Source organism: Ferrovum sp. PN-J185 (assembly GCF_001581925.1).
In the GTDB taxonomy this organism is placed as follows: domain Bacteria; phylum Pseudomonadota; class Gammaproteobacteria; order Burkholderiales; family Ferrovaceae; genus PN-J185.
This window is the reverse complement of the sequence record NZ_LQZA01000001.1, coordinates 667,340-694,205: the sequence shown is the minus strand read 5'-3', so window position 1 is coordinate 694,205 and position 26,866 is coordinate 667,340. Positions and strand designations below refer to the sequence as shown.

Below are 26,866 nucleotides of genomic sequence, written 5' to 3'. Positions count from 1 at the left end.
AACTATCTATCAGTAGATTCTTAATTATAATTAACTAGATAGACATATAATTATCTAAAATAAACATCTGAAGCAGTATTATCAATAAACCTTATTGTCACAACAAATATTAATTCAGTTTTATTTTCCTGATAGTCATGACTTTTAAATAACAATCCTAATATTGGTAATTCTGATAAATAAGGGAAAGCTTGAATTACTTTACTTATATTATTTTGTAGTAATCCTCCAATAACCAAACTATCTCCATCGTTTAATAATAAGCTTGTACTTGCTTTTCTTGTCATAATAGTTGGAATAATAGTTAAATTATTACCAGTTCCATATGTAGTAGAAGAAACTGCCAATTCTGATACTTCAGAATCAATCGCTAAACCAACTCTATTGTCTGAAATAATATGTGGTGTAAATTTAAGACTAACCCCATAATTTTCTTCTTGTAGTGATACTGAACTTACTCCTAAGTTTGTCGCAATAGGAATAGGGATAAATAATTTTCCACCAGCAAGAAAACTAGCTGTCTTGTTATCCATGGAAATAATATTTGGCTGCGCCAAAATCTTTGCATTATCCTTTGTTAATTGCGTATCAATTATAGTAGTAATTCCACCCTTTAAAATGGTAAATTGTCCTAGCGAACCTGTAGAAAAGTTACTAATACCAGACAAGCTTTTTGTGCTATTTGATCCGTATAATGTTGATCCAAATTTATTTTCGTAATTTTTTTGTATTTCAACAACCTTAACTTCTAATAATATTTGAGGATCCTTTTTTACTGTAAGTAAATCAACGATCTTATTTTTATATAAATGACCTGTTAATAGAATTACTTTATTCTTAATAAGATTAGTAGACACTTCTCCAGATAAAAGAATATCTCCGTTTATTGATTGAATAAGTAGTTTATTTTCATTAGGAAAGACTGTTTTTATTTTATCTAACAGCGGTTTTATATTATTTATTACATCAATTGTGTAGATATACTGCTTTTTATCTGTTGAAATTAATATAGATGAATTGCCGAGTGATTTTCCTACTATATAAAGCATTTCATTATTTGCATATTGAACATCAACAATTTTCGGATTTGATACTACAATGCGTTTAATATGAGTAATAGATATAGATTTACTCTCACCGATAACTAATTGTATAACTTGAGATTGAGCACCAAGTGTAGAGATATGGTCACACCACCCCTGAGAGGGCTGGATGATTAGTAGTAAAAAAACTACAATATTGAAAATATCAGCAAATATATTTTTCGTGTACATGGCGAAATAATAAAAATAAATTATTTCTTATCATGTACCGAAAATTTATTATTTTTTAACCGTAAAACAACAATTTTTTTATTTATAAAAAAGCACTGTAATACAGTACTTTTTTAATCTGCATCACTCAACCAAGAGAAAATTGCAGTTCACCCAAATCTCCTACCTTAGATACAACTTTATCCCCTTTTTTCAGCCAGACTTGTTTATCCTTAGGTTTACCTAAAATAACTCCTTCTGGAGTACCAGTAAAAACAATGTCTCCGGCTTCCAAAGGGAAATGTTGACTGACATATGAAATCATTTGTTGTGTGTTAAAAATAAAATCAGACGTATTTGAGGATTGTCTCTTCTCGCCATTAACCCATGTTTCAACCGACAAGTTATTAGGATCCTTAATTAGATCTGCAGAAACCATATAGGGTCCTATTGGTGCAAAACCCTCTAGAGTTTTACCAATCATCCACTGACCGGCTGGTAACTCTAACTGCAAGTCTCTTGCAGAAAAATCCTGTCCTGTGGCATAGCCCGCCACATAATTTAATGCCTCATTCTCTGCCACTTGAAACGCTCTTTTACCTATAACAATGACAAGTTCTGTCTCGTAATCTAACTTATGAGTAATAGCTGGGTCGGGAGTGGGTATAACACCATTAGCAGCTAATAAAGAGTTGTTATACTTATTAAATAACGGAGGAACACGAGGGAATTGCATTCCGATTTCATGAGCATGTCGACGATAATTTAGACCAACACATACAATTTTCCCTGGATTTTTAAATAATTTACCATATTGAATTTCATCTTCTTTTAGCCACAGGTTTGGATGATTCTGCGTAGCATTAACCAGTTGTTTTAATTCATGTCCCCACCCTTCTTGAAGTGCTTGGTCTAATGAACTAGGGGCATTTAGGTGTAGTTGATAAGAGGCTTTTACCACATCTAAAATACCTTTTTTATCTTTTATAGCGAGGGTTTCTTTGCCATCTTTTTGTTTAATAGTAAGTAATACAAGTCCATCAATCATATTAAACTCTGTTTTTTTTGTTTTCTGATGATCAGCATAAGCAGTTTCATTTAAGCCTAAAGTAAAGGCGCCGGTTCCTGCTGCCATAATAGTTGTTTTTTTAAAAAAATCACGTCGATTTAGATTCATTTATTTCCCCCTAAATTATAGTTATGCAACATGAATTAATTTACGATTTACAACCAATGACCCTATAATCATCCCAATAAAACTTGCTATTAATCCTGCTAACTGAGGTGGGATAAGTGCTGAGGGTGTTACCCATTCACAAATAATCCATATTCCTCCTCCTAACAATACTGACAAGAGTCCGCCAAATGGTGTTGTTCTTTTCCAATACAAGCCAAATACCAAAGGAACAAATGCAGTCACAAGTGTTATCTTATAAGCATTTTCAACCATTTTAAAAATTGATAATTCAGAGTGAATCGCTATATAAGTAACAAGTACTGTAAACATAAAAACAATAATACGCATCACTTGTAGTAGTTGTTTATCAGTCATTTTTTTAAAAAAACCACGTACAATATTTTCCGCAAAGGTGACTGATGGGGCAAGTAACGTTGCCGAAGCACAACTTTTAATAGCAGAGAGCAACGCGCCAAAAAACATAATTTGGGCGATTAAGGGCGCTTTTTCTAAAATAAGTTTAGGTAAGATTAATTGAGAATCTGAATTGAGATAATTATTAACTAAATCTGGGGCAATAATAGTAGCTGAATAAGCTAAAAACATAGGCACAAAAGCAAATAGAAAATATAAACCTCCTCCTAGAACTGAGGCATTACGGGCAGTTTTTTCGTTATTCGATGAGGTTACTCTTTGAAATACATCTTGTTGCGGTATTGAACCCAACATCATGGTAATCCAAGCAGTAAAAAAAGCAATTATTTCTGTCAGTGATGGTTTAGGCCAAAAGTTAAATTTACCGTCTACATTCGCATGATGAATAACATTAAGTATGCCGCCAGCGGGAACACTTAAATCCCACCCTATATACAGCATACCAATCATAATAATTATCATTTGAATAAAGTCTGTTATCGCAACAGATAGCATGCCACCAAATAACGTATACATCATTACCGTGGCAGCTCCAATGATCATTCCAGTCTCTTTTGAAATGGAATCATCTGATACGACGTTAAATACTAAGCCTAAGGCTTTAATTTGAGCTGCAACCCAACCTAAATAAGAAATCACAATACATATAGTTACCAATACTTCAACCGTTCGACCATACTGCTGGCGGTAAAAGTCTCCAATAGTGAGTAATTTTTTTCTATACAACTTAATTGCAAAAAATAACCCTACTAATATTAAACATAATGACGAACCAAAAGGGTCTGCAACTACGCCATGCAAACCCTCTTTTAAAAAAGTAGCTGGAATACCAAGTACTGTCTCCGAACCAAACCATGTGGCAAATACAGTGGCAGTTACTACAGGCAACGGCATACTATGACCTGCTGCTGCATAATCAGCAGTATTGTGAACACGTAAAGCCACCCATAAGCCTATGGCCACAGAAATAATCCAGTAAGCGATAACAAAACCTAATAACATATATTATGTAAATGATAAAAAAGTTAAGTATAGCGATATTTATTATTTAATTAAAACTTCTTTATTAAGCCAAGTAATGGTCTTTTTATTTGTATTTTGATAAGGAATCTCAGCCAGTAAAGGAGTCGTCATTAATTGGGTAAGAGTCTTTAAATTCTCTGAATAACGAGACATATTTGGATCAACACAATTAGCAACCCATCCTGATACTTGAATTCCTCTGTTCAAAATACACTTTTCTGTGAGCAAAGCATGATTAATACAGCCCAATCTCATCCCCACAACAATAATGACAGGTAAGGCTAGAAACTCACATAAATCTATAGTTAATAAATGATCATGTAATGGAACCAAAATACCACCCGCTCCTTCTATAACCACCTTGTCTACATTACCAATGAGTGAATCAAATGAACGTTTGATTAATTCAAAATCAATATTAACTTGCGCTTCCTTTGCCGCGATATGTGGGGCAATAGCCGGTTCAAAACAATACGGATTAATTTGATTAGTTGTATAGTGATTAGTTGAATGTTCACGTAATTGGTTAACGTCATCGTTAATGAGTTCACCATTTATCCATTTTGCTCCTGAAGCAACGGGTTTGAATCCAACCACTTTAAATCCATTTTCTTTCAAACTATCTAACAATAATGTACTAAAAGTAGTTTTACCAATTTCAGTATCTGTACCAGTAACAAACCATCCTATTGTCATCATTCCACCTCATTTAATACTTTTACTGTAGCATTCACTAATTCTTTAAATTCATTATCAGTAATAGTATATGGCGGCATAAAATAAAGATGATTACCAATCGGACGAATTAATATTCCAAACTTCAAACCTAAACGATAACAATCTTTAGCAAAAATAGGATTGTTTGTATTGATATCAAATACCCAGATCATGCCAATGTGACGCCAATCAATAACAGAGGAATGTTCTATAAGTGGTTGTAAAAGTTCATTGAATTTGGTTAAGCGTGTGTTGTTTTTTTCCAGTATCTGCTCATCATCAAAAATATTCAAAACTTCAAGTGCAGCTCGACAGGCCAGAGGGTTACCTGTATATGAATGAGAATGTAAAAAGCCTTGAGAAATATCATTTGTATAAAATGCTTGATAAACATCATCTGTCGTTAGTACTGCAGACAATGGTAAAAAACCACCTGAGATTCCTTTAGACAAACAAATGAAGTCAGGCTTGGCGTTAGTTTGCTGATATGCAAAAAAAGTACCTGTACGCCCAAACCCCATGGCAATTTCATCAACAATTAAATGTATTTGATACTGTTTTGCCAATTGAGACAAGCCATCAAGATAACGAGGTGAATAAAAAAGCATTCCTGCTGCAGCCTGTACGAGTGGTTCAACAATAATTGATGACACATTCTGACAGTTTTCCTGTAAATAAATCTCAACGTAATTTAAACAAGCATCAATCTCACTGTCTTCATGTGAATAAGGGACTGGCATTAACGCGGCTGAGCGAATTAAATCTGCATACGCGTTTTTGAATATTGGGATATCCGTAATACCTAAAGCACCTATCGTCTCACCGTGATAACTATTGGTTAATGCAAGAAATTGATTTTTTGCTGAGTATCCTTTGTTACGCCAATAATGTGCACTCATTTTTAAGGCAATTTCTGTAGCAGATGCACCATCCGAGGCATAAAAAGCATGCCCGAGTTTGTTATTGGTTTTTTCACTTAGTCTTTCAGACAGTTCTATAACGGGTGGATGACTAAATCCAGCCAACATAACATGCTCAACTTTATTCAATTGATCAACAATTGCACGTTTAATTCGTTCATTTTGATGGCCAAATATATTTACCCACCACGAACTTATTGCATCAATATAACTATTTCCAAATTCATCGATTAGACGAACGCCGTATGCTTCTTTAATAACAATAGGTAAGAAATCCTCATGAAATTTCATTTGCGTACAAGGATGCCATACCCCCGCCAAACTTCTGCTACCCCAACTATTTTCTTTACTCATAAGATGTTAACTAAAATATCCACTAATCTATCAATATCACTTAATTCATGCTGAGAAGACAAACTAATCCTAAGCCTTGCACTGCCAGGAGCAACAGTTGGCGGGCGTATTGCAGGAACCCATATGTTTTCCTGTAACAATATATCCATACAACGCATTACCTCTTCGTTACTCCCAACAATAATAGGATGAATGGCCGAGTTAGACGATTTATATTGCTTAAACTGACCTAGCTGTTGAGCTAAATAAGAGATTAATTGCTTAAGTTTAACCACATAACTCAAATCCGTCTCAAGTAACATGAGTGCAGCAATTGATCCCGCGGCTAGGACTGGTGGACTTCCAGTTGTAAAAATATAGGTTCTTGCTTTTTGTAAAATCCAATCAATTAATACCGCGTCACCCGCAACAATAGCGCCAAACACCCCCATTGCTTTACCAAGAGTTGCCATATAAAGAACACGAGGAGAAGCTATATTAAACTGCTCTAATATACCTTTTCCTGTTTGCCCCATAACACCAAATCCATGCGCATCATCGACATAAATATAAGCGTTATAGTGTTCAGCTAAACGTAGCAACTCAGTCATAGGAGCCATATCGCCGTCCATACTAAATACGCCATCAGTTATAATCCATTTATTGCGATAGGTAGAGTGTCTTAAAGCGCTCTCTAAATCACTAAGATCGTTATGTTTATAAATATGGAGTTGTTGTGGTTTTGCCAACCGAATACCGTCAATTAAACTGGCATGATTTAGTTCATCTGAAAATATTGCGGTCTCTGGAATAGTGATTGCATTTAATACCCCAATATTGGCCATGTAACCAGTAGAAAAATGAAGTGCTTTTTCTAGATTTAAATAATGAGCAAATTTTTCTTCTAACAAATGGAAAAGTTTATTGTGACCACTCACCATAGCTGAGGAGCCGGATCCAGCACCAAACTCACTTAATCCATTTCTCATCGCCTCAATAATCTTGTGATGGTTAGCTAACCCAAGATAATCATTACTCGAAAAGGAGAGTAATTTGTCATGATTAACCAGTAAGTATGGCTGCTGAGGTGAATGAATTAATTTTCTTTCACGCCATAGCCCTTGATTTCGCCAATCATTTAGTCTTTCTTTAAACAAATCATGCATATAAATATAAGGAATCGTTCTTTAATGGATTATTGTTTACTATTATAATGACCAATTATGTTTATTAATCACTTGGTTATTTAATATTATGGCAGCTTTTGGTACAGAAAAAGTTCTCTCAGTTCATCATTGGAATGACACATTATTTAGTTTTACAACTACCCGCGATCCTGGACTTCGTTTTGAAAACGGTCATTTTGTAATGATAGGTCTTGAGGTTGAAGGAAAACCTTTGACACGCGCATACAGTATAGCTAGCGCCAACTATGAAGAACATTTAGAATTTTTAAGCATTAAAGTTCCCAATGGTCCACTTACTTCTCGCCTTCAACATATACAAGTGGGTGATGACATACTAGTGAGTAAAAAACCTGTAGGGACGTTAGTCATACACGACTTACTCCCAGGTAAACATGTTTACTTATTTGCTACAGGTACAGGTCTTGCTCCTTTTATGAGTATTATCAAGGATCCTGAAACCTATGAACGTTTTGACAAAGTTATTTTAGTACATGGCGTAAGGCAAGTATCTGAATTAGCGTATCGTGATTTCATTAAACATGAACTGCCAAACAATGAGTTTTTTGGTGAAGAAGTTAAACAAAAACTGATCTATTATCCCACCGTTACACGTGAAGAATTTGAAACCACAGGACGTGTTACTACGCTTATTGAAACTGGACAACTCTTCAATGATATAGGCTTACCACCGCTTAACCCTGAAGTGGATCGAGCAATGATTTGTGGTAGTCCAGGTATGCTCAAAGATATATCAGCTCTTCTTGATGAGCGCGGGTTTAAAATATCAACTGGTGTAGGTGAACCAGGTGATTACGTCATTGAACGTGCATTCGTAGAAAAATAAACTTATTGCTGATTATTTCCCGCTTTGTGTGTTTGCGCTAAAGCCAAATACACGGCGGGGACAACAAATAAAGTAAAGAGTGTCCCAATAGATAAACCAGAAAAAATCACAATACCCATCGCCCTTCTTCCAGCTGCCCCAGCGCCACTTGCAATTACTAAGGGTAAAACTCCTAAAACCATAGCAGCTGTTGTCATTAAGATTGGACGTAGTCTTATTGCAGAAGCTTCAATCACTGCTTCAAGTTTTGTTAATCCCTCTTTTTGTTTTTGATTTGCGAACTGAACAATTAAAATACCATGCTTACTAATTAAACCCATCAGTGTAACCAATCCAACCTGTGTATAAATATTTAGTGTAGTAAGCCCTAGATTGATAAAAATTAGCGCTCCAAATAGAGCCATAGGTACTGAAATTAATATAACCACAGGATCACGAAAACTTTCAAATAAGGCCGCTAATACCAAAAAGACCATTAAAATTGCAAACAATAGTGTCACAACAAAACTACCAGACTCTTTAATATACTGTCTTGATGCCCCAGAATAATCAATGTTATATCCGCTTGGTGCGTATTTTTTTGTAGTCTCTTTTAAAAAAGCTAAAACTTGATCTTGAGTAACAAAAGGAGTAGCCACACCGGCAATCGTAGTAGCATTTAATTGTTGAAAATGGCTTACTACCTCTGGTACAACCTCTCGCTTAATGGTACCTATCGATCTCGCAGTCACCATTTGACCATTCGGAGTTTTAAAATGTAAATCTAACAACTGATCTGGATTTAATCGATCAACCTGTTCTACTTGGGGTATCACTTTGTAAGAGCGACCATCAATTGAAAAATAATTTACGTAACCTGCCCCTAATGCACTATTGAGAGAATTAGCAATATCCCTTTGTGTCAAACCAAGATTGCTTGCTAAATTTTTATCAACTACAAAAGTAGCCTGCGGTTTATCTAACTTCAAATCCGCATCAACAAAGAAGAACATGCCACTTTTTCTAGCATCATCAACTACCTTTTGTGCAACATCATTTAAATTACCAAATGAATCAGTGGTGTTAATAACAAATTGAACAGGAAGACCTTGTGTTCCAGGTAAGGGAGGAAACTGAAACGCTGCCACGCGTGCTCCTGGTAATTGTCCCCACTTCATTTGTAAGTCTTTTTGTAAGGCCTCAGCGCTTCTTGTTCTCTGGTCCCAAGGTTTAAACACCACCCCACCAATACCTTGATTAATAACCGGAGAGCCAGTAATTTGGAACATTTGCATATACTCAGGCTCAGTTTTTGCAATTTTATGTAACTCTTCTGCAAAGCGTTGCATCTCATCTGCTGAAGGATTAGCAGGGCCTGTCATCGAATAAAGAACAATTCCCTGATCTTCTGTGGGCGCTAATTCTTTAGCTGAAGTCGCAAATAAATAGACAGCACTAAATAGTAACAAGACACCCATCACTACTAAAACAGATTTAGTCTGGAGTAATACACTTAAAAGACGATGATATTTGTTATGAACCCGTTCAAATTGTTTATCAATCCAGTGTGCAAAAGAATTATTGTGTTGATTACTAGTAAAAAATTTAGAACACATCATCGGAGACAAGGTCAGTGCTATTACTCCAGATACCGTCACTGCCCCTGCTAGAGTAAAAGCAAACTCAGTAAATAATGCGCCGGTTAACCCTCCTTGAAAACCAATAGGTATATACACAGCAATAAGTACCACTGTCATAGCAAGAATAGGACCACCTAATTCTCTGGCTGCTAATATTGCAGCATCCCAGGCAGATTTACCCTCTTCATTCATATGACGATCAACATTTTCCACAACAATAATGGCGTCATCAACAACCAAACCAATGGCAAGAACCAAAGCGAGTAATGTCAGCAAATTAATGGAGTAGCCCAATATCAGCATAATAAGAAACGTGCCAATTAATGAGAGTGGCATGGCTACTACTGGTATCACAACTGCTCTGATATTTCCTAAGAAAACAAAGATGACTAAAGTCACTATGACAAGTGCTTCAAGAAGGGTTTTTGCTACTTCATGAATAGAGGTAGTAATGTATTGCGTTGAGTCATAAACAATATTACCTGTTAGTCCGGTTGGTAATTTCGCTTTAATTGACGGAAAAACAGCCCTTACCCGTTTCGCTACGTCCAATACATTGGCATTTGGTGCTACTTTAATACCAATAAAAACAGATTTTTGGCCATCAAACGCCACATTAAAATCATAATTATCGGCACCCAACACAACATGGGCGACATCCTTAAGACGTACCGTTGTATTACCAGATTGTTTTACAATTAAATTACTGAATTCTTCTACGCTATGTAAATCTGTATTAGCGGTTAAATCAACACTCACAGCCTGCCCTTTACTAGAACCAATTGCAGCTAGATAATTATTAGCTGCTAATGCTGCGGAAACATCCTGTGCAGAAATACCAAATGAAGCCATTTTGCTGTCAATTAACCAAGCTCTTAGAGCAAAATTACGTGCCCCTAATATTTCGGCAGTTTGAACCCCCTCAATTGAATCTAATTGAGGTTTAACTTCTCTTAATAAAAAATCAGTAACATTATTTGTGGGTAGTACATCGCTATAAAAGCCCATATACATGGAATCAATTGTTTCACCTACTTTTACAGACAAAACAGGTTGTTGAGTCCCTGTCGGCAATTGATTAAGAACTGTATTAACTTGTGTATTAATTTCTGTTAATGCTTTGTTGGGATCATAATTCAGTCTTAAGGTAGCGGTAATAATGGATGTACCAAGTAAACTATTTGACGACAAATAATCGATACCTTGAGCCTGAGCAATTGCAGACTCTAGCGGTTGAGTAATAAATCCTGCAACAGTTTTTGCATCCGCACCAAAGTAATTAGTAGTGATAGTGACTACCGCATTTTGCGTACGTGGATATTGATTAACTGGTAAACCAAATATGGATCGTAACCCTAATACCAATATAAAAAGACTAACCACAATTGATAAGACAGGCCTACGTATAAAAATATCTGTAAAAGACATTATGCTCTATCCTAATTAATGTTCTTGAGGTGTTGGGGCAGGATTATTGGGAGGTTCCACCATATGACTAATGGAAACGGGTATACCCGTTTTTAATTTAAGCTGTCCACTGGTTACCACCTCATCCCCTTCTTTAATTCCTGACATTACCGCAACCTGATCTCCACGTGTTGCACCAGTTGTAATAAATACTTGTTGTGCTACAGGTAATTTACTCTCGGCAGGATGTTTGACAACAAACACTGTGGCACCATAGGGATTAAATGTAATCGCAGTTTGCGGCAAAGTTAAATAAGATTGAGCCTTACCGTATTGCCAATGAACCATAGTGAACATGCCTGGTAACAATTGATGTTGATCGTTAGTGATTGCACCTTGTATGGCAATATTTCGCGTTGCCTGATCTACCTCAGAACTAATTGCTTCAATTTCACCTTTAAAAATTTGTTTTGGCCAAACATCAGTGGTTAATGAAATTGGCTGCTTTGTTTTAAGGAATCGAAGTTGCTGTTGGGGCACAGTAAAATCCACCAAGATAGGAGACGTCTGCTGAAGCGTTGCAATTTTATCTCCTACGTTGATGTATTGACCTGGATTAACAGTCGTTATTCCAATTTGACCAGAAAATGGAGCACGTATAATTTTTTTCTCAACCAAGGCTTGTTGTGCTTGAACTTGTGCAGTCTTACTTTGATAATCCGCTTCATCTGATTGTAATTGAGCAAGACTAATGGCTTTAAAGCCATATTGTTTACGGTCACGCTCAAGTACTAACTTAGCTAAACTTAAGTTGGCTTTGAGTACTTTTAATTGAGCCACTTCAGCATCATTATTAATGACTAATAAAATTTGATCTTTTTTAACGTGTTGCCCTGAATGAAACTTAACGACTTTTACTAATCCAGCTGATTCGGTACTTATGTTTACTCCTCTTACCGCACGTAATGTTGCTACTTCATCAATAGTTGGAGTCCACTCACTATAATGAATAATGGTTGTAGTAACAGTTTGTGGAGGAATTCCCATAGAGTTCATATACTTTTTAATAGCATGTTGTTTAAATAAATTGAACCCAACAATCCCGCCCATTACCACCACAAAAATAATCAACATGATTATCATGCGTTTTTTTGTTAAGGATTTACTTTCACTGTTGTGACTTTCCATCATTATTGTCATCCTAAAGCAGAATTATTTTGAAGTATGAGAAGGTGAGTTATGCCAACCCCCTCCTAAGGCAAGAAACAGCGCTGCAGTATCATTTAATCGACTTGCTCTAGCTTGAATTAAAGTAATCTCAGTTTGTTGTTGATGTAATGTAGCGTTCAACAACTGCAGATAACTACTCGATCCAGTTTCGAATTGGGTTTGAGTAAGTTGAGATTGGTTGCTAGCAGCCTCATAAGCTTCATGAGATTGGTCAAGATATTGTCCATCAGTTTCAAGAGTGGTTATTGTATCGGAGACGTTTTGGAATGCATTTAATACAGTTTGTTGATATTGTAACGCTGCACTTTTTAATAACGCTTTTGCAGCATCCGTTTCTGCTTCAAGCGCTCCACCACGAAACAAAGGTTGAACTAATCCAGAGGATAAACTCCAAATCGCAGAATTTCTTGAAAAAATAGAATTAGGATTTGCCGCTAGAGCACCATACGAGGCGTTAATTGTAATATTGGGGTACTCCCCAGAAATAGCTACACCTACTTGAGCTGTAGCCGCATGAAGTAATGCTTCTGAAGTCAGTATATCAGGGCGTTGATGAATTAATTCAGAGGGTACTGAGAGGGGTAATTCTTGAGGTAATTTAATCTCATTTAAATTCAAGTCACTAAGCTCATTTTGCGCCGGTAATTGGCCAAGATAAACAGATAACTGATTCTCAAGTGTCGCATACTGATTTTGAAGAGCTGGTAGTGTACTTTTTATTAAAGCCAACTGCTCTTTGGCGTTGGCTGCATCCATCTGAGATAAAGCACCAATTTGATAGCGTTGTAATGTAGTTTGATAAATCTCCGCTTGTTTTTTAATAATACTTTTAGTTAATTCAATTTGCCTTTTTACTGCTGCACGACGAATGGCAGTGGTCACCACATTGGCGGCTAACGTAATCCTAGCGGCTTCATAGGTATACTGCTGTGCCTCTGCTTGGGCATAGGTAGCTTCTATTTGGCGTCGTATTCCACCAAACAAATCAAGAGAATAAGACACACCAATTGAGGCATTAGTTAAACTAAAAATGGAAGGTGGACTAGGTTGTCCAAATGAGGCTGGATTGAATCGTTGCTTAGTCTCAGATAAATTGGCGTTAATGGCAGGAAGCGTTAAAGTTCTCTCCTGAGCTAAGGCAGTATTCATTGCCCCCTCAAGAGTTTGCTGCAGCGCACTGACATTAGGGTTATTCTTTAAAGCCTTATCGACTAATTGATTTAACTTTTCATTACCAAACTGAGTCCACCAGTCAGATTTAACTGGTAGATTCTTTAACTGTTGCGTTGCTCCAAACTCATCTTGTGAATTAGAGCTAATTACTTGTGGATTATTATTTTTAACGTAAGAGGACACATTAGGAGCGACAGGACGAGTAAAATCAGGTCCGACAGCACAACCATTCAATAACAATAAGAAAGATGATATGTATATGAGTCTTTTCAATTAATTGTTCTTCCAACGTAAAAAAGCCTGTTCATCACTTTGTTTTGCCTCAACCCATCTTTCCTGGTTCAGATAAATTTCTTTTTTCCAAAAAGGTACTGTGGACTTTAATGCATCCATTAAAAATTGAGCAGCTTCAAAAGCATCCTGACGATGTTCACTTAATACTACTACGCACACAATATCCTCTTGGACGGCTAGTTTGCCAATCCGATGAATCATTAACACGTCAATTAAGGACCAACGTTCTCTGGCATGGGTCTCTAAATCTTGCATCGACTTCTCAGTCATCCCAGGATAAAACTCCACCTCCAAGTGGGTAAGCTGCCCTTGAGACCCTTGCTCTCTTACAGTACCAATAAATCCAACTACCGCCCCCACCTGCTGGTATTGAGCCCTGAGTTGTTGGGTTTCACTACCTAAATCAAACGAATTAGTTTGGATCCGTACCGACATAGTTTACCCTCCTGTGACTGGCGGGAAAAGAGCTATTTCATCATTTTCTGCAAAAGAATCGTGCCATGTACATCGAGTTTGGTTAATTGCAATTTGAATTGTGCCAGAATTGATCAAGCTATCTTGCCAAATTTGGCCACGTTGACTTAAAAATTGTTTCAACTGTTCTCCGTTAGTAACGTGCTCTGGTAACTCAATTTTTTCTTCGGATAAGTTTAATTTTTCACGTAGAGAAGCAAAATACTTAAGCGTTACATTCATGATCTTACAATCCTGTATTGATTAAGACAATTTAAGGATAAATTCAACAATTTGCTGGGGTTGGTTAATATCCAATTGTATAAGATTGTCTTGAGTTGGTTTATCACTGGCAACCGCTACTACATGGGGATCGTTTGGGGCAATTCTTGGGTGTTGTGTAAGCTCTCGCCATACTTCGATTTTTTTTATAGGGTGAGTTTTAAAACCTTCAACGATAATAATATCAGGATCAGTTAATCGATTAATTAACTGATCCAAATCAGGCTCTGGCTCATTGCGTAATTCATGCATCAAAACCCAACGGTGACTCGATGCCACTAACACTTCTGTTGCACCTGCCTCTCGGTGTCGCCAAGAATCTTTTCCAGGAATATCAATATCGAAACGATGATGGGCATGTTTAATAACAGAAACACGCAATCCTTTACCGGTAAAAATCGGTATCAGTTTTTCTATAAGCGTCGTTTTGCCGGAACCTGAGTAACCGGCAAAACCAATGATTTTCGCCATCTAACACCTTAAGTTTGCTAGTTATTACCTACCCAAATCAAGCTATTCTGAACCACGCGCAGCTTTTTTTCGTTCATGTTCTTGCAAGTGACGTTTTCTCAAACGAATGGTTTCAGGGGTGATTTCCACTAACTCATCATCAGCAATAAACTCAATGGCTGACTCTAAAGTCAATAAGACAGGAGGCGTAAGTACCACTGCCTCATCCTTTCCTGCCGCTCTAACGTTAGTTAATTGTTTGGTTTTAACAGGATTAACTACCAAGTCATTATCACGGCTATGAATACCGATAATCATCCCTTCATACACTCTATCACCCGGTACAACAAACATTCGCCCGCGATCTTGGAGTTTCCACAAAGAGTAGGCTACCGCTTCACCCTGCTCTGCAGAAATTAAGACACCATTATGACGCGCTGGAATTTCTGGTTTCATATCATCATAATCATCAAAAACGTGACTAATCAGACCAGTACCACGGGTAAGCGTTAAAAATTCAGACTGAAAACCAATCAACCCACGGGCAGGGATTCTATAATCCAATCTAACACGACCTCTTGCGTCAGACTGCATATCTTGTAATTCTCCACGTCTTTCACCCAAAGCCTGCATAACAGGACCCTGATGAGTTTCTTCCACATCCACTGTCAGCATTTCAAATGGTTCAAGTTTACGTCCATCAACTTCCTTGATAAGCACTCGAGGACGAGAAACAGCAAGTTCATACCCTTCACGACGCATATTTTCAAGTAAGATTGTTAAGTGCAATTCACCACGACCTGACACAAGAAATACATCGGTATCATCTGTTTCTTCTACGCGTAAAGCAACATTACTTAATAGTTCACGATCTAACCGTTCACGTATTTGTCTACTGGTGACAAATTTACCCTCTTGTCCGGCAAAAGGAGAGGTATTTACCTGAAAATTCATGGTTAAGGTGGGTTCATCCACAGCCAACATAGGCAAAGCTTCTGGTTGAGAGACATCGGTAATAGTGACGCCAATACCAATATCATCAATCCCGTTAATCAAAACGATATCGCCCGCTTCAGCGACCTCAAATTGCACACGCTCTAACCCCTTAAAACCAAGAACTTGATTAATTTTCGCGCGTTTAGGTGTGGAATCAGGACCACGCATAACCATCACTTCTTGATTAGGCTTAATTTTTCCACGATGAATCCTGCCAATACCAATACGTCCCACAAAACTTGAGTAATCAAGTGAGGTGATTTGTAATTGTAAAGGACCATCCGGATCACCTGGACGTTCTGGTACATACTTCACGATAGCTTCAAACAATGCTCTCAAATCTTTACCTGGATTGGCTGGATCAAGAGTCGCATAACCTTGCAGTGCTGAGGCATAAACCACCGGAAAATCTAATTGTTCTTCTGTGGCGCCCAATTTATCAAATAAATCGAATGTATGATTTACCACCCAATCAGGACGTGCACCTGGTCGGTCAATTTTATTCACAACAACAATTGGCTTTAATCCTTGAGCTAGTGCTTTTCTTGTTACAAAGCGCGTTTGTGGCATGGGACCTTCTACTGCATCCACTAAAAGTAAAACACCGTCGACCATGGATAACACACGTTCAACTTCACCACCAAAATCCGCATGTCCTGGAGTATCCACAATGTTAATGTGGGTTCCTTCATATTCTACGGCACAGTTTTTGGCTAAAATCGTAATACCTCTCTCTTTTTCGAGATCATTACTATCCATGACCCTTTCTGATACAGATTGATGCGCTGCAAAAGTACCAGATTGTTGTAACAGCTTATCCACAAGGGTGGTTTTACCGTGGTCTACGTGAGCGATAATTGCGATATTGCGAAGTTGTCGTGCCATAATAAATAGATCCAAAAGAATTTAGCCCTCTATTCTATCATGTAGTAGGGGTTGCGCATCCGAGAAAAATTAGCCATAGTCACAACTATGACAGCACAAATTATTTTAAAAATAGACGTAGACACCTTGAGAGGAACGTTGGAGGGAGTACCCAACCTAATTCAGTGCTTTAATTCGCATCAAGTACCTGCTACCTTTTTGTTTAGCTTAGGCCCAGATCATACAGGTCGAGCAATAAAACGGGTCTTTCGACCTGGTTTTTTAAACAAAGTATCACGCACCTCTGTAATTGAGCATTACGGGCTAAAAACTCTTCTTTATGGCACATTGCTACCAGGACCTGATATCGGTATTAAAGCACGCCACATCATCAAAAATACCCTTACTCAAGGTTTCGATGTGGGAATTCACACTTGGGATCATATTGCTTGGCAAGATGGCGTTAAAGAGGCCAATCAGCTCTGGACTCATGCGCTTATGGATAAAGCTTACGAGCGTTTCTATGATATTTATGGTGAGCCTTGTCGTGTACATGGGGCGGCAGGATGGCAGATGAATGACTACGCTTATCAATGGTTAGATGATAAGCGGTTTTTAGTATCGTCAGATTGTCGCGGCAGCTATCCTTTTTTGCCTATTATTAATGGTAAACATTTATCTTGCCCCCAATTACCCACCACTTTACCCACACTTGATGAACTTATAGGGGTAAATGAGCTAAATGAAACCAATGTGGCACAGCATGTATTATCACTAACTGCTAATACAGACCAAGCATTGCAAGTATTTACCTTGCATGCAGAATTAGAAGGGATGAAGTTAATACACGTTCTTGATCAATTAATTCAAGGCTGGAAACAACAACATTATGAATTTGTCACAATGACAGATTATGCTTTAGGTATTACCACCCCTCTTCCTTACTGTGAGATGCAATGGAAGGAAATTAACGGGCGTTCCGGGTTACTAATGTGTCAACATATAGGCAATGAAAATTAAAAAACTAATTATTAATGAGGATTAGACAATGGAATTAATGACTTCTGTACCAGACTTTGAGTTAGCTGCCACAGGCGGATTAAAATTTCAACTCAGTGCGATGAAAGGCGCCCCTTTGGTTTTATATTTTTACCCAAAAGATGACACACCTGGATGTACTGATGAGGGGCTACAATTTAAAAGCCTTTATGAAGAATTTAAGACTTTAAAATGTTCCATATTAGGTATATCCAGAGACAGCCTGTCCTCCCATGAAAAGTTTAAAAGTAAATTTGATTATCCTTTCCCCCTTCTCAGTGATCCTGATGAAATTGCATGTAATATTTTTGATGTTATTAAAATGAAAAATATGTATGGCAAACAAGTAAGAGGTATTCAACGCAGTACTTTTGTCATTGATAAAGAAGGTAAATTAAGAAAAGAATGGCGTGGTGTGAGTGTTCCAGGTCACGCCCAGGCAGTACTGGACTTTATTAAAACACTTTAAACTATATCGCTTACATCACAAGGAAACCTCTGTCCATGGTCAAAAAACACGTAGAAGAAAAAAAACTATTTGTCCTTGATACCAATGTGTTGTTGCATGACCCTACTTCACTCTTTCAGTTTGAAGAGCATGATGTTTATCTACCCATGATCATTCTTGAAGAACTTGATAATAATAAGAAAGGGATGACTGAAGTGGCTCGTAATGCTCGACAGGTCAGTCGTTTTCTTGATGAAATTGTCAATAAGGAAAAAGGGGATATTTCACGCGGTATCCCTTTAGCCAGAGAAGGTGAAATCAATGTCACTGGTTCTTTATTTCTACAAACCCTATCGGGCGGAGTATTACCATCACCATTAAACCATGAGAAAGGTGATAACCAAATATTAGCAGTTGCACTGGAATTAAAGCGTGCACAACCTAACCGTCCTGTTATTTTAGTCAGTAAAGACATCAACATGCGGATTAAAGCGCGTGCTCTGGGTGTTGAGGCTGAAGATTATTTTAATGACAAAGTACTTGAAGACAGTGATCTTCTTTACACCGGAACACGCGAGCTTCCCTCCGATTTCTGGGATTCTCATGGCAAAGATATTGAATCATGGCAGGAACAGGGTCGTACTTTATACCGTGTAAAGGGACCCATGGTAAACACATTCCTCCTTAACGAGTTTGTCTATCAAGACGATGGTGATACTCCTTTCTATGCTTTTGTAAAGGAAAAAAACAACCAATTTGCTGTATTACAAACAATTCGAGACTACACCTCGCAGAAAAATAATATTTGGGGTATTAACGCTGCCAATAGAGAACAAAATTTTGCGCTAAACCTCCTGATGGATCCTGATATTGACTTCGTGACATTACTAGGTCAGGCAGGAACGGGCAAAACACTGCTAACCCTTGCTGCAGGATTAATGCAGACCCTAGAACACCAAACTTACTCTGAAATCATTATGACCCGGGTAACTGTTCCTGTAGGTGAAGATATTGGTTTCCTACCCGGTACTGAGGAAGAGAAAATGACTCCTTGGATGGGTGCCTTGGAAGACAATTTGGATGTACTCAATAAAAATGATGATGAAGCAGGCGACTGGGGTCGTGCAGCGACAAGAGACTTGATACGTTCAAGAATTAAAATCAAGTCCTTGAACTTTATGCGTGGACGAACCTTCTTAAGTAAATACTTAATCATTGATGAAGCACAGAATTTAACGCCAAAACAAATGAAAACCCTGATTACGCGTGCTGGCCCAGGAACTAAGGTGGTATGTCTGGGTAATATTGCGCAGATAGACACTCCCTATCTTACTGAGGGCAGTTCTGGTTTAACTTATGTGGTTGATCGTTTTAAAGGATGGCGTCATAGCGGTCATGTAACACTGCAACGAGGAGAACGTTCACGTCTTGCTGATTATGCAGCAGAAGTGTTATAAGTTTAATGAATATCGGTTTTTATACAATACTTGCAGCACAGTTTTTATCAGCGTTAGCTGACAATACGTTACTCTTTGCCGCTATTGCTTTGTTGAAAATATTGTCAGCACCACCTGAGTATGTTCCAATCTTACAGCAGTTTTTTGTTGTCTCATACATACTGTTAGCCCCTTTTGTAGGTGCATTTTCCGATGCCCTACCTAAAGGGCAGGTCATGTTCATTAGTAATTTAATTAAACTTTTCGGCTGTCTTGCCATGCTTTTTGGTGTTAACCCACTTTATGCTTACGCTCTAGTTGGTTTAGGTGCTGCAGCCTACTCTCCAGCCAAGTATGGCATTTTGACGGAATATCTACCGCCCGAACTATTGGTTGTAGCGAACAGTTGGATGGAAGGATTAACGGTTCTTGCTATCATTATGGGCGCAGTCTTGGGTGGTATTATTTTAAATGATCATTTTTGGGCTTTTCACTCCTTAAATCATTTCCTTGAATCAATAATGTTTCCGAAGTTAAATAGCCCGCAATTTTCGATATTAATCGTTTTAGTACTTTATATTTTAGCGGCGCTATTTAATTTAAAAATCCCCAAATTAAAACTGGATCATAAACTCAAACATAACAATCCACTCTATATCATCATTGATTTTGCCCGGTCTTTTAAAATGTTGTGGTGCGATCCTCTAGGTAAAGTCTCTCTGGCTGTGACAACACTCTTTTGGGGAGTTGGCTCAACATTACGACTTATTGTCTTGGTATGGGCTGGTTTACAATTACACTTTAATCTTGAGCGTGCTACACAAATTACAGCAGTCTCTGCTATTGGTATCGCGTTAGGAGCCATTGCCGCGGCAAAATTAATCAAACTTGAAAATTCTCTTAAGGTACTTCCAGTGGGTATTGCTATGGGGCTCGCCATATTTGGTATGTTATTCATCCATGAATGGCATATGGCAATCTTTCTGTTGATTTTAGCTGGGGCAATGGGAGGTTTTTTTGTGGTTCCTATGAACGCCCTACTTCAGCATCGTGGCCATCAACTTATGGGCGCTGGACATAGCATTGCGGTCCAAAACTTTAATGAAAACATTAGTATTCTCTTAATGATGGGAGTCTATGCTTTGGTTATTAAAGCGGATCTTCCACTCACTCAATTCTATAAAATAATTGGTGTCGAACATCTTAAGCAAAGAGTTCTTCTTCCAGATGAAGCCTCTTTCTATACCAGCGTTGTATTATTGGCTTTGTTTATAAGTGGTATTATGTATTGGCTTTATCGACGGTATCGGCACGTTGAATACATTGATTAGTCAGTTTTTTAGCAGTTAGAAAATCACGCCATACACGTGATTTTTCCAATGGTTGACGTAAAATCCCACCCAAATCATGGGTAACTATAGTGGGAGTCCCATGAAACTCATAAATTTTATTACGTAAATCAACCAAAGGAAGATCGACTTCTAAAAGCAATTTGGCAACAATACGTCCCATTAATACCACTACCTTAGGTTGTAACGTTTGGATTTCATTTAACAGGTGATTGCGACAACTGTTAAATTCTTGGGAAGTAGGTGGGCGATTATGGCTTGGGTGACATTTAACCAAAAAAGTATGATACGTATCAGTAAAAGGAATCACTTCTACTGCTTTCAATAGATTGTGTAGTAACTCCCCCGCACTACCAAAAGATACCTGGTTATGTAAATCTTCCTCAGTACTAGGAGATTCGGTGATAATCAACCAAGAGGCTGAATCAAGTCCTTTCCCAATAAGAGGCTGTTGGCGTGTTGTATGTAATTGACAGGCTCTACATTGATTTACGCGCTCCAGTAAACTTAAGCTATCTGGAAGGGGGGGAGCTATTTCTGCCTTTACTTCTATCGTCTTTGGCTCAGCCACCCTTAATTTAGATGTAATAACAGGACTATTAGCAATAGATGATTCTACTCTTGATTGAGGTGGAGAAATCGCTGAAGGGTTTGTACTGCCAGAAATCACAGGTAACTGGTTATTTTGCATCCGTTCTGACACGGACCAGAGTTGTAATTCGCGCAGTAGAGCTTCTTCTCTATTCACAGGTATTTCCTCATTACAATCGCATCCTCACGTCCCCCAGCTTTCGGATAATACCCTTTTCTTCTGCCTATTTCAGTAAAGCCGTTAGTTAAGTATAAATGATGGGCAGTCACATTTTCTTCTCTAACCTCTAAATAAATATCCTTAAAATGGCGCTGACGAGCAAAATCGATTACTTCCTCTAATAACTTCTGACCAAAGCCTTGATGCTGTTTTAGCGGTGTAATGGCAAAATTTAAGATATGTAACTCATCGATCACAGGCATAAGTACTGTATAGCCTAAACTCAGTCTCTCTTGATACATGATAAGCCCAATAGAACCTGAACGTAGAGAATCCTTAAAGTTTTGTAATGACCAGGGATGGGTAAAAGCACTTTGCTCAATGGCCATTACCTCTGACAGATGTTGTTCTGTCATTTTGTCTATCGTGTAGTTCATTACTTAGGTTGTCGTTCTGCTGTTGTTAATGCCACTTTATCCCTAATGTAGATTGGTAATGCATCGTGAGAGGGTAATACTTCTCCTCTATGCCATTTACGAAGACCAATTTTTATTAACCATTTAGCGTGAGGTATTTTATTGGGTAAAATAACGGGTATAGGTTTACCAGAGACTAAACGCAATTGATCAGCGTAGCCATCGGCACCACTACCTACCAGACATATTTCCTCATTGGGTAGTTCGGGGAGCTGATCCGGTTGATACAGACCTGTAGGTATTATCTCTTGCCAATCGATAACTGTTTTTTTATAAAGAGCACCATAAACCTGCCCCATTCTGGCATCAAGTAACGCTAATACGGTTGGTGTATTCACTTGCTCTGCCAGCATCAATAAGGTTGGCACGGCAATCACCGGTACATCTAAAGAGAAAGCCAAACCTTGGGTAATACCACAGCCAGCACGTAAGCCCGTGAACGACCCTGGTCCTTGTGAGAAAACAATGGCACTTACCTCTTCAATTTTAGTATGACTATCTTTTAAAATATCCTTAATGTGAGAGAGGACAGATTCAACGTGCTTATCGGCACCTAGCCAATCGCTACAATAATATTGTCCATGTCGAAATAAGCATACAGAGCCCGCCTCGGTAGCAGTATCTATAGCTAATAATGTGGGTTGAGAGTCAGATTTCACGTGCTGTCTATTCATGTTACAAATTGATATATAGAATTATAAAAAAAAGGTTAGGATAATGCCTATGGAAAAAAAAGCCTCTAAAATTATTGTACTCGATGACGACATGCGTCTTCGAGAATTATTAAAAAGATACCTATCTGAGCAAGGTTTTTCAGTTGAGGCGGTTGCGGACGCCAACTCTCTTGAACGTGCCATGTCTAGAGAGCGTTATGATATCTTGGTACTAGACCTTATGCTACCTGGACAAGATGGTTTATCTATTTGCCGACAATTACGCAGTAAAAATAATACCATTCCCATTATCATGCTAACAGCCATGGGAGAGGATGTGGACCGTATAGTAGGTCTTGAGATGGGTGCTGATGACTACTTATCCAAACCCTTTAATCCCCGTGAATTACTTGCACGAATTCATGCTGTATTGCGTCGCCAACCCAGTACCGGCTTACCTGCAGCCCCCACCATCTTACCTGAAGGTCAACACACCACTCAGTTTGGCTCATTTGAATTTAATCTCAATAACCGTACCCTATTCAAAGATGGAAGAGATGTAAACTTGACCAGTGGTGAGTATGCATTGTTACGTGTTTTAGTCACTCATCCACGAGAGCCCCTATCAAGAGAAAAGCTCATGGATATGGCTCGTGGACGTGAGCATGAGGTATTTGATCGAAGTATTGATGTACAAATTTCAAGATTACGTCGCTTAATTGAGGTGGATTCTAGTAAACCAAGATATATTCAAACAGTGTGGGGCTTTGGCTACGTTTTTGTCCCAGACGATAGTCAATGAAATTCATACCAAAGTCTTTACTTGGAAGAACTGCGTTATTTGTTATATTTTTAGTTATCCTTACGCAGCTTGCTACAACTTTTGTTATTCAAAGCTTTTACACTCAACCCTTACAAGATAGATTGGTTAACGATCGTGTTAATCAGATTAAAACTCTCATTAATTCTTTAGGGTTACTCAATGATGAACAACGACCTAATTTTATAGAAAATATAAGAATTAATGAGCATGCGACGATTGTTTCAGACAAACTACTATCCCCTCCACCTGAGGCGGTTGCCGCAAAACAAGAACGTTTAGTCTACGTAGAAAATCGGTTAAAAAAAGAAGTCTCTCCTGACTCTAAAATCTACATATCAGACAGTCAGACCATTCCAAAAATTTGGATTTATCTGATAACTAACCATGGAAATTATTGGTATGTAACAGAACGGCTCCCCTTTGATGCAGATTTCCCTGTACGTTGGACTATAGCCTTATTTTGCCTGGTATTGCTTTCACTAATTGGACTATTTTTTGGTGTACGCCACCTCATTCAACCCATTAACCGTCTCACAGAAGCTGCGCAAACCATTGCCAAAGGCCAAATTGCCAATACTGTCCCAGAACACCAAGGCCCTGAAGAAATACGCACACTATCGCGCATATTTAATGATATGCAAGACTCCCTCGAAGAGGTAGAAACCAATAGAGCTGTTATGTTAGCAGGGGTATCCCATGACTTAAGAACACCGCTGTCTCGTCTACGACTAGCTATTGAACTATCCCATTTGGGTGATGATAAAAATACAGAATTAATGATTCAAGATTTGGAAGAAATTGACAGTACTTTAAACCAATTTTTAGATTATGCGCGTATTCAAAATGAGCACTGGCTAACCCAATCGGATCTCAACTATATTGTTCGCAAAGTGAGTGCCTATATTGCCTCCACTGGTCAACCAATAGACGTCCAATTATCACCAGATATTGCTAGCATTATGTTGAACCCTAAATCCATTGAACGGATTATTATTAATTTAGTAGAAAATGCCAGACGATACGGTAAACCACCTGTCATTCTAAGAACTTTTCAGGATTCAAAATTTGTTTATCTATCCGTCATTGACCACGGTGAGGGACTCACACAGGAAGAGGCAGCACATTTGTTAAAACCCTTCACACGCAAGAATCATTCACGTACAGGAATTCCAGGAACAGGCTTAGGTTTGGCTATTGTAGATAAAATTGTCCGGCTACATAATGCAACACTACAATTTAAAAAATATCCAGGACAACATTTTGAAGTGCGTATATTGTTCCCTCTCAGTCAACAGAGAGCGAGTTAATATCAAAAAATTGTAAAACTTCCTCAATCTTTCTGGTCCGTTTCATGGCGGGTAAACTCATCCATATCCGACGGCCATAGGATTTTTCAATTAAACGTGGATCACAAATCATTAATACTCCCCGGTCCTCTTCATCACGGATTAAACGTCCAGCCCCTTGTTTCAAGGTAATGACGGCCTTAGGTAATTGATATTCTATAAAAGCATTACCACCTGTTCGATTAATGGCATCAATTCGTGCTGCTGTAATTGGATCATCAGGAGGATTAAAAGGGAGCTTATCAATAACCACCAAAGACAGTGCCTCCCCTTTTACATCAACGCCTTCCCAAAATGAATGTGTTGCACATAAAATACCATTCATAGATTGACGAAACTGATCTAATAACTCCATCTTGGTTTTTTCACCTTGCACCAAGCAGGTAAAATCCAATTCTTCATCATCTAACCACTCACGTATTAATTTTGCACCCTCTTGCAAAGCGCGATGCGTGGTAAACAATAAAAACGTACGTCCTTTACTTGCTTTAATAACTGGTTTAGCTGAGTCAATTACCGCCTCTGTGTATTGAGCTTCATTAGGTTGAGGTAAGCCCGTAGGCACATACAAAAGACTATTTTCAGGGTAATTAAACGGGCTATCCCAACAAAACGTTAACGCCTCATCTAAGCCCATATCACGAACAAAATGAGAAAAGTCTCCACGTAAGGACAAGGTTGCTGATGTAAAAATCCATGCTTTGTGCTGACTCTCTATTTGCGCTTTAAATATGTCGGCAATTGACAATGGAGTATAGTGAAATTGAAGTGATTGAGTAAAACAATCTAGCCAACGAATGGCATCGGGTTCATCATTGGTTGGATTAAGCCATAAAGAGAAAAACTGATAGGCTTTTTGCCACTGACTAATAATCTTATCAAACCCTTCTGATTGACCAGATAATGGTGACAGATAAGTGTTTAAACGACCTAAATTAAGTAGTAACTGTGTTGCACCATCAACAAAACCTGGAATAGATAATACCGACTGAAATGTCAGCTTGCCATCACGCTGAGTAAACAGTAGCCTAATGTCACGCAGTCCCTTTTCAATGGGTAATATCATGTTATCAAGCTCTTCTCGAACCAATTGTTGGGCTACCCCCTCGACCACCATTTGACGACCCAACTCAAGCCATTGTGCAGTTGATTGGCTTTGACCAAAAAATAATGTAGCCACATCAGGCAAATGATGTGCTTCATCAAGAATAACTGTTCCCGCGTTAGGTAAGAGCTCTGCCGCTCCTTCATCACGAAGCATAATGTCAGCAAAAAACAAATGATGATTAACCACCACAAGATCAGCTGCCGCGGCTTTTTTTCTGGCATTTAAAACATAACAGTCACTTTGATGAGGACAATCTTGACCCAGACAATTGTCTTTGGTGGAGGTCACTTGTGACCAGATGAGTGCATTTTCAGGTACGCTGACACACTCACTTTTATCTCCTGTCTGCGTAACCCCGGCAAACTCGCGAATCGCATTGAGTTGATCAACCTGCTGACGATCCCGTAAACGCCCCTCTGTCAGGGTCAGATCAAGATAATAATGGCACAAATAATTCGCGCGTCCTTTTAATAAAGCAACACTAATGGGTAACTTCATGACTTCACGTAAAAAAGGTAAGTCACGATGAAACAGTTGATCTTGAAGGGTTTTGGTTCCGGTAGAGACAATCACTTTACCTGATGACAACAAGGCAGGAACTAGATAAGCATAGGTTTTCCCAGTACCTGTTCCAGCCTCTACCACCACCACTTGTTTTTCAGTAATGGCCTGATCAATGGTATTAGCCATAGCCAATTGTTGTTCACGTACACGAAAGCCCTCTAGGGTTTGTGCTAGAGGACCATTTTCATTTAACCAATATTGAATATCATTCATCATC

The 26,866-nt window shown here is 38.3% G+C and carries 24 protein-coding genes; 7 read left to right on the top strand and 17 right to left on the bottom strand.

What is annotated here, in order from left to right:
- Window positions 1–50 precede the first annotated feature (50 nt).
- From FV185_RS03385 to FV185_RS03360, 6 genes are all read right to left on the bottom strand, one after another.
- On the bottom strand, window positions 51–1,274 hold the full coding sequence (locus FV185_RS03385; RefSeq protein WP_067493535.1) for a type II and III secretion system protein family protein: 1,224 nt from the start codon (window positions 1,272–1,274) through the stop codon (window positions 51–53).
- 127 nt (window positions 1,275–1,401) lie between these two features.
- On the bottom strand, window positions 1,402–2,430 hold the full coding sequence (locus FV185_RS03380; protein ID WP_067493533.1) for a fumarylacetoacetate hydrolase family protein: 1,029 nt from the start codon (window positions 2,428–2,430) through the stop codon (window positions 1,402–1,404).
- Between the two features lie 21 nt (window positions 2,431–2,451).
- Entirely contained in the window at window positions 2,452–3,867 is a 1,416-nt protein-coding gene (locus FV185_RS03375; RefSeq protein ID WP_067493531.1) for a sodium:solute symporter family protein, read from the bottom strand.
- A gap of 42 nt (window positions 3,868–3,909) precedes the next feature.
- The gene (gene bioD / locus FV185_RS03370; protein WP_067493529.1) at window positions 3,910–4,587 is read right to left on the bottom strand and encodes a dethiobiotin synthase; all 678 of its coding nucleotides are present in this window, start codon (window positions 4,585–4,587) and stop codon (window positions 3,910–3,912) included.
- Window positions 4,584–5,879 (bottom strand): adenosylmethionine--8-amino-7-oxononanoate transaminase, encoded by a 1,296-nt coding sequence (bioA, locus tag FV185_RS03365; RefSeq protein ID WP_067493527.1) that lies wholly within the window; start codon window positions 5,877–5,879, stop codon window positions 4,584–4,586. The genes bioD and bioA overlap by 4 nt, the downstream gene beginning before the upstream one ends.
- Complete coding sequence (locus tag FV185_RS03360) at window positions 5,876–7,024, bottom strand: aminotransferase class I/II-fold pyridoxal phosphate-dependent enzyme (protein WP_067493526.1); 1,149 nt, start codon at window positions 7,022–7,024, stop codon at window positions 5,876–5,878. Before FV185_RS03360 ends, bioA begins: the two co-directional genes overlap by 4 nt.
- A gap of 88 nt (window positions 7,025–7,112) precedes the next feature.
- Here FV185_RS03360 and FV185_RS03355 point away from each other — a divergent pair, with 88 nt between their 5' ends.
- Window positions 7,113–7,889 (top strand): ferredoxin--NADP reductase, encoded by a 777-nt coding sequence (locus tag FV185_RS03355; protein ID WP_067493523.1) that lies wholly within the window; start codon window positions 7,113–7,115, stop codon window positions 7,887–7,889.
- A 2-nt stretch (window positions 7,890–7,891) separates the two neighbouring features.
- Here the strand turns inward: FV185_RS03355 and FV185_RS03350 are convergent, their stop codons facing one another.
- The 7 genes from FV185_RS03350 to typA are packed head-to-tail and all read right to left on the bottom strand — an operon-like array spanning window position 7,892 to window position 16,678.
- Window positions 7,892–10,936 carry an efflux RND transporter permease subunit gene (locus tag FV185_RS03350; protein ID WP_067493521.1) on the bottom strand — a complete coding sequence of 1,015 codons (3,045 nt, stop codon included), beginning with the start codon at window positions 10,934–10,936 and terminating at the stop codon, window positions 7,892–7,894.
- Between the two features lie 15 nt (window positions 10,937–10,951).
- Entirely contained in the window at window positions 10,952–12,106 is a 1,155-nt protein-coding gene (locus FV185_RS03345) for an efflux RND transporter periplasmic adaptor subunit (RefSeq protein WP_229346893.1), read from the bottom strand.
- Window positions 12,107–12,127: 21 nt separating this feature from the next.
- Complete coding sequence (locus tag FV185_RS03340) at window positions 12,128–13,591, bottom strand: efflux transporter outer membrane subunit (protein WP_067493519.1); 1,464 nt, start codon at window positions 13,589–13,591, stop codon at window positions 12,128–12,130.
- Window positions 13,592–14,047, bottom strand: coding sequence for a molybdenum cofactor biosynthesis protein MoaE (locus FV185_RS03335; protein WP_067493517.1), 456 nt, complete (start codon window positions 14,045–14,047; stop codon window positions 13,592–13,594).
- 3 nt (window positions 14,048–14,050) lie between these two features.
- The gene (moaD, locus tag FV185_RS03330; RefSeq protein ID WP_067493515.1) at window positions 14,051–14,308 is read right to left on the bottom strand and encodes a molybdopterin converting factor subunit 1; all 258 of its coding nucleotides are present in this window, start codon (window positions 14,306–14,308) and stop codon (window positions 14,051–14,053) included.
- 21 nt (window positions 14,309–14,329) lie between these two features.
- The gene (gene mobB / locus FV185_RS03325) at window positions 14,330–14,818 is read right to left on the bottom strand and encodes a molybdopterin-guanine dinucleotide biosynthesis protein B (RefSeq protein ID WP_067493513.1); all 489 of its coding nucleotides are present in this window, start codon (window positions 14,816–14,818) and stop codon (window positions 14,330–14,332) included.
- Between the two features lie 42 nt (window positions 14,819–14,860).
- Entirely contained in the window at window positions 14,861–16,678 is a 1,818-nt protein-coding gene (gene typA, locus FV185_RS03320; protein ID WP_067493511.1) for a translational GTPase TypA, read from the bottom strand.
- Window positions 16,679–16,765: 87 nt separating this feature from the next.
- Between typA and FV185_RS03315 the strand changes: the two genes are divergently transcribed.
- The 4 genes from FV185_RS03315 to lplT are packed head-to-tail and all read left to right on the top strand — an operon-like array spanning window position 16,766 to window position 20,910.
- On the top strand, window positions 16,766–17,677 hold the full coding sequence (locus tag FV185_RS03315; RefSeq protein ID WP_067493509.1) for a 4-deoxy-4-formamido-L-arabinose-phosphoundecaprenol deformylase: 912 nt from the start codon (window positions 16,766–16,768) through the stop codon (window positions 17,675–17,677).
- Between the two features lie 28 nt (window positions 17,678–17,705).
- Entirely contained in the window at window positions 17,706–18,164 is a 459-nt protein-coding gene (locus FV185_RS03310) for a peroxiredoxin (RefSeq protein WP_197457738.1), read from the top strand.
- A 35-nt stretch (window positions 18,165–18,199) separates the two neighbouring features.
- A complete protein-coding gene (locus FV185_RS03305; protein WP_067493507.1) occupies window positions 18,200–19,600 on the top strand; it encodes a PhoH family protein in 1,401 nt (466 codons plus the stop codon).
- A 5-nt stretch (window positions 19,601–19,605) separates the two neighbouring features.
- Complete coding sequence (gene lplT, locus FV185_RS03300) at window positions 19,606–20,910, top strand: lysophospholipid transporter LplT (protein ID WP_067493505.1); 1,305 nt, start codon at window positions 19,606–19,608, stop codon at window positions 20,908–20,910.
- Here lplT and FV185_RS03295 read toward each other — a convergent pair.
- The 3 genes from FV185_RS03295 to tsaB are packed head-to-tail and all read right to left on the bottom strand — an operon-like array spanning window position 20,861 to window position 22,829.
- Complete coding sequence (locus FV185_RS03295) at window positions 20,861–21,676, bottom strand: uracil-DNA glycosylase (protein WP_067493503.1); 816 nt, start codon at window positions 21,674–21,676, stop codon at window positions 20,861–20,863. The two genes, lplT and FV185_RS03295, sit on opposite strands and share 50 nt — an antisense overlap.
- Entirely contained in the window at window positions 21,673–22,116 is a 444-nt protein-coding gene (rimI, locus tag FV185_RS03290; RefSeq protein ID WP_067493501.1) for a ribosomal protein S18-alanine N-acetyltransferase, read from the bottom strand. Before rimI ends, FV185_RS03295 begins: the two co-directional genes overlap by 4 nt.
- Window positions 22,116–22,829, bottom strand: coding sequence for a tRNA (adenosine(37)-N6)-threonylcarbamoyltransferase complex dimerization subunit type 1 TsaB (gene tsaB / locus FV185_RS03285; RefSeq protein WP_082787006.1), 714 nt, complete (start codon window positions 22,827–22,829; stop codon window positions 22,116–22,118). Before tsaB ends, rimI begins: the two co-directional genes overlap by 1 nt.
- Before the next feature lie 49 nt (window positions 22,830–22,878).
- Here tsaB and ompR point away from each other — a divergent pair, with 49 nt between their 5' ends.
- Complete coding sequence (gene ompR, locus FV185_RS03280; RefSeq protein WP_067493497.1) at window positions 22,879–23,610, top strand: osmolarity response regulator transcription factor OmpR; 732 nt, start codon at window positions 22,879–22,881, stop codon at window positions 23,608–23,610.
- Entirely contained in the window at window positions 23,607–24,938 is a 1,332-nt protein-coding gene (locus FV185_RS03275) for an ATP-binding protein (RefSeq protein ID WP_067493495.1), read from the top strand. Before ompR ends, FV185_RS03275 begins: the two co-directional genes overlap by 4 nt.
- On the opposite strand, the gene FV185_RS03270 is transcribed toward FV185_RS03275, so the two are convergent.
- Window positions 24,916–26,865 carry an ATP-dependent DNA helicase gene (locus tag FV185_RS03270; RefSeq protein ID WP_197457736.1) on the bottom strand — a complete coding sequence of 650 codons (1,950 nt, stop codon included), beginning with the start codon at window positions 26,863–26,865 and terminating at the stop codon, window positions 24,916–24,918. The genes FV185_RS03275 and FV185_RS03270 overlap by 23 nt on opposite strands.
- Window position 26,866 lies beyond the last annotated feature (1 nt).

What these genes read in the sequence shown, in the direction of transcription:
- FV185_RS03350 (WP_067493521.1), bottom strand. Translation starts at nt 10,936, where the DNA reads ATGTCTTTTACAGATATTTTTATACGTAGGCCTGTCTTATCAATTGTG.
- FV185_RS03315 (WP_067493509.1), top strand. Translation starts at nt 16,766, where the DNA reads ATGACAGCACAAATTATTTTAAAAATAGACGTAGACACCTTGAGAGGA.
- FV185_RS03275 (WP_067493495.1), top strand. Translation starts at nt 23,607, where the DNA reads ATGAAATTCATACCAAAGTCTTTACTTGGAAGAACTGCGTTATTTGTT.
- bioD (WP_067493529.1), bottom strand. Translation starts at nt 4,587, where the DNA reads ATGATGACAATAGGATGGTTTGTTACTGGTACAGATACTGAAATTGGT.
- tsaB (WP_082787006.1), bottom strand. Translation starts at nt 22,829, where the DNA reads ATGAATAGACAGCACGTGAAATCTGACTCTCAACCCACATTATTAGCT.
- mobB (WP_067493513.1), bottom strand. Translation starts at nt 14,818, where the DNA reads ATGGCGAAAATCATTGGTTTTGCCGGTTACTCAGGTTCCGGCAAAACG.
- FV185_RS03270 (WP_197457736.1), bottom strand. Translation starts at nt 26,865, where the DNA reads ATGATGAATGATATTCAATATTGGTTAAATGAAAATGGTCCTCTAGCA.
- FV185_RS03375 (WP_067493531.1), bottom strand. Translation starts at nt 3,867, where the DNA reads ATGTTATTAGGTTTTGTTATCGCTTACTGGATTATTTCTGTGGCCATA.
- FV185_RS03310 (WP_197457738.1), top strand. Translation starts at nt 17,706, where the DNA reads ATGGAATTAATGACTTCTGTACCAGACTTTGAGTTAGCTGCCACAGGC.
- FV185_RS03360 (WP_067493526.1), bottom strand. Translation starts at nt 7,024, where the DNA reads ATGCATGATTTGTTTAAAGAAAGACTAAATGATTGGCGAAATCAAGGG.
- ompR (WP_067493497.1), top strand. Translation starts at nt 22,879, where the DNA reads ATGGAAAAAAAAGCCTCTAAAATTATTGTACTCGATGACGACATGCGT.
- typA (WP_067493511.1), bottom strand. Translation starts at nt 16,678, where the DNA reads ATGGCACGACAACTTCGCAATATCGCAATTATCGCTCACGTAGACCAC.
- FV185_RS03380 (WP_067493533.1), bottom strand. Translation starts at nt 2,430, where the DNA reads ATGAATCTAAATCGACGTGATTTTTTTAAAAAAACAACTATTATGGCA.
- FV185_RS03345 (WP_229346893.1), bottom strand. Translation starts at nt 12,106, where the DNA reads ATGATGGAAAGTCACAACAGTGAAAGTAAATCCTTAACAAAAAAACGC.
- FV185_RS03385 (WP_067493535.1), bottom strand. Translation starts at nt 1,274, where the DNA reads ATGTACACGAAAAATATATTTGCTGATATTTTCAATATTGTAGTTTTT.
- moaD (WP_067493515.1), bottom strand. Translation starts at nt 14,308, where the DNA reads ATGAATGTAACGCTTAAGTATTTTGCTTCTCTACGTGAAAAATTAAAC.
- rimI (WP_067493501.1), bottom strand. Translation starts at nt 22,116, where the DNA reads ATGAACTACACGATAGACAAAATGACAGAACAACATCTGTCAGAGGTA.
- FV185_RS03335 (WP_067493517.1), bottom strand. Translation starts at nt 14,047, where the DNA reads ATGTCGGTACGGATCCAAACTAATTCGTTTGATTTAGGTAGTGAAACC.
- FV185_RS03355 (WP_067493523.1), top strand. Translation starts at nt 7,113, where the DNA reads ATGGCAGCTTTTGGTACAGAAAAAGTTCTCTCAGTTCATCATTGGAAT.
- bioA (WP_067493527.1), bottom strand. Translation starts at nt 5,879, where the DNA reads ATGAGTAAAGAAAATAGTTGGGGTAGCAGAAGTTTGGCGGGGGTATGG.
- lplT (WP_067493505.1), top strand. Translation starts at nt 19,606, where the DNA reads ATGAATATCGGTTTTTATACAATACTTGCAGCACAGTTTTTATCAGCG.
- FV185_RS03305 (WP_067493507.1), top strand. Translation starts at nt 18,200, where the DNA reads ATGGTCAAAAAACACGTAGAAGAAAAAAAACTATTTGTCCTTGATACC.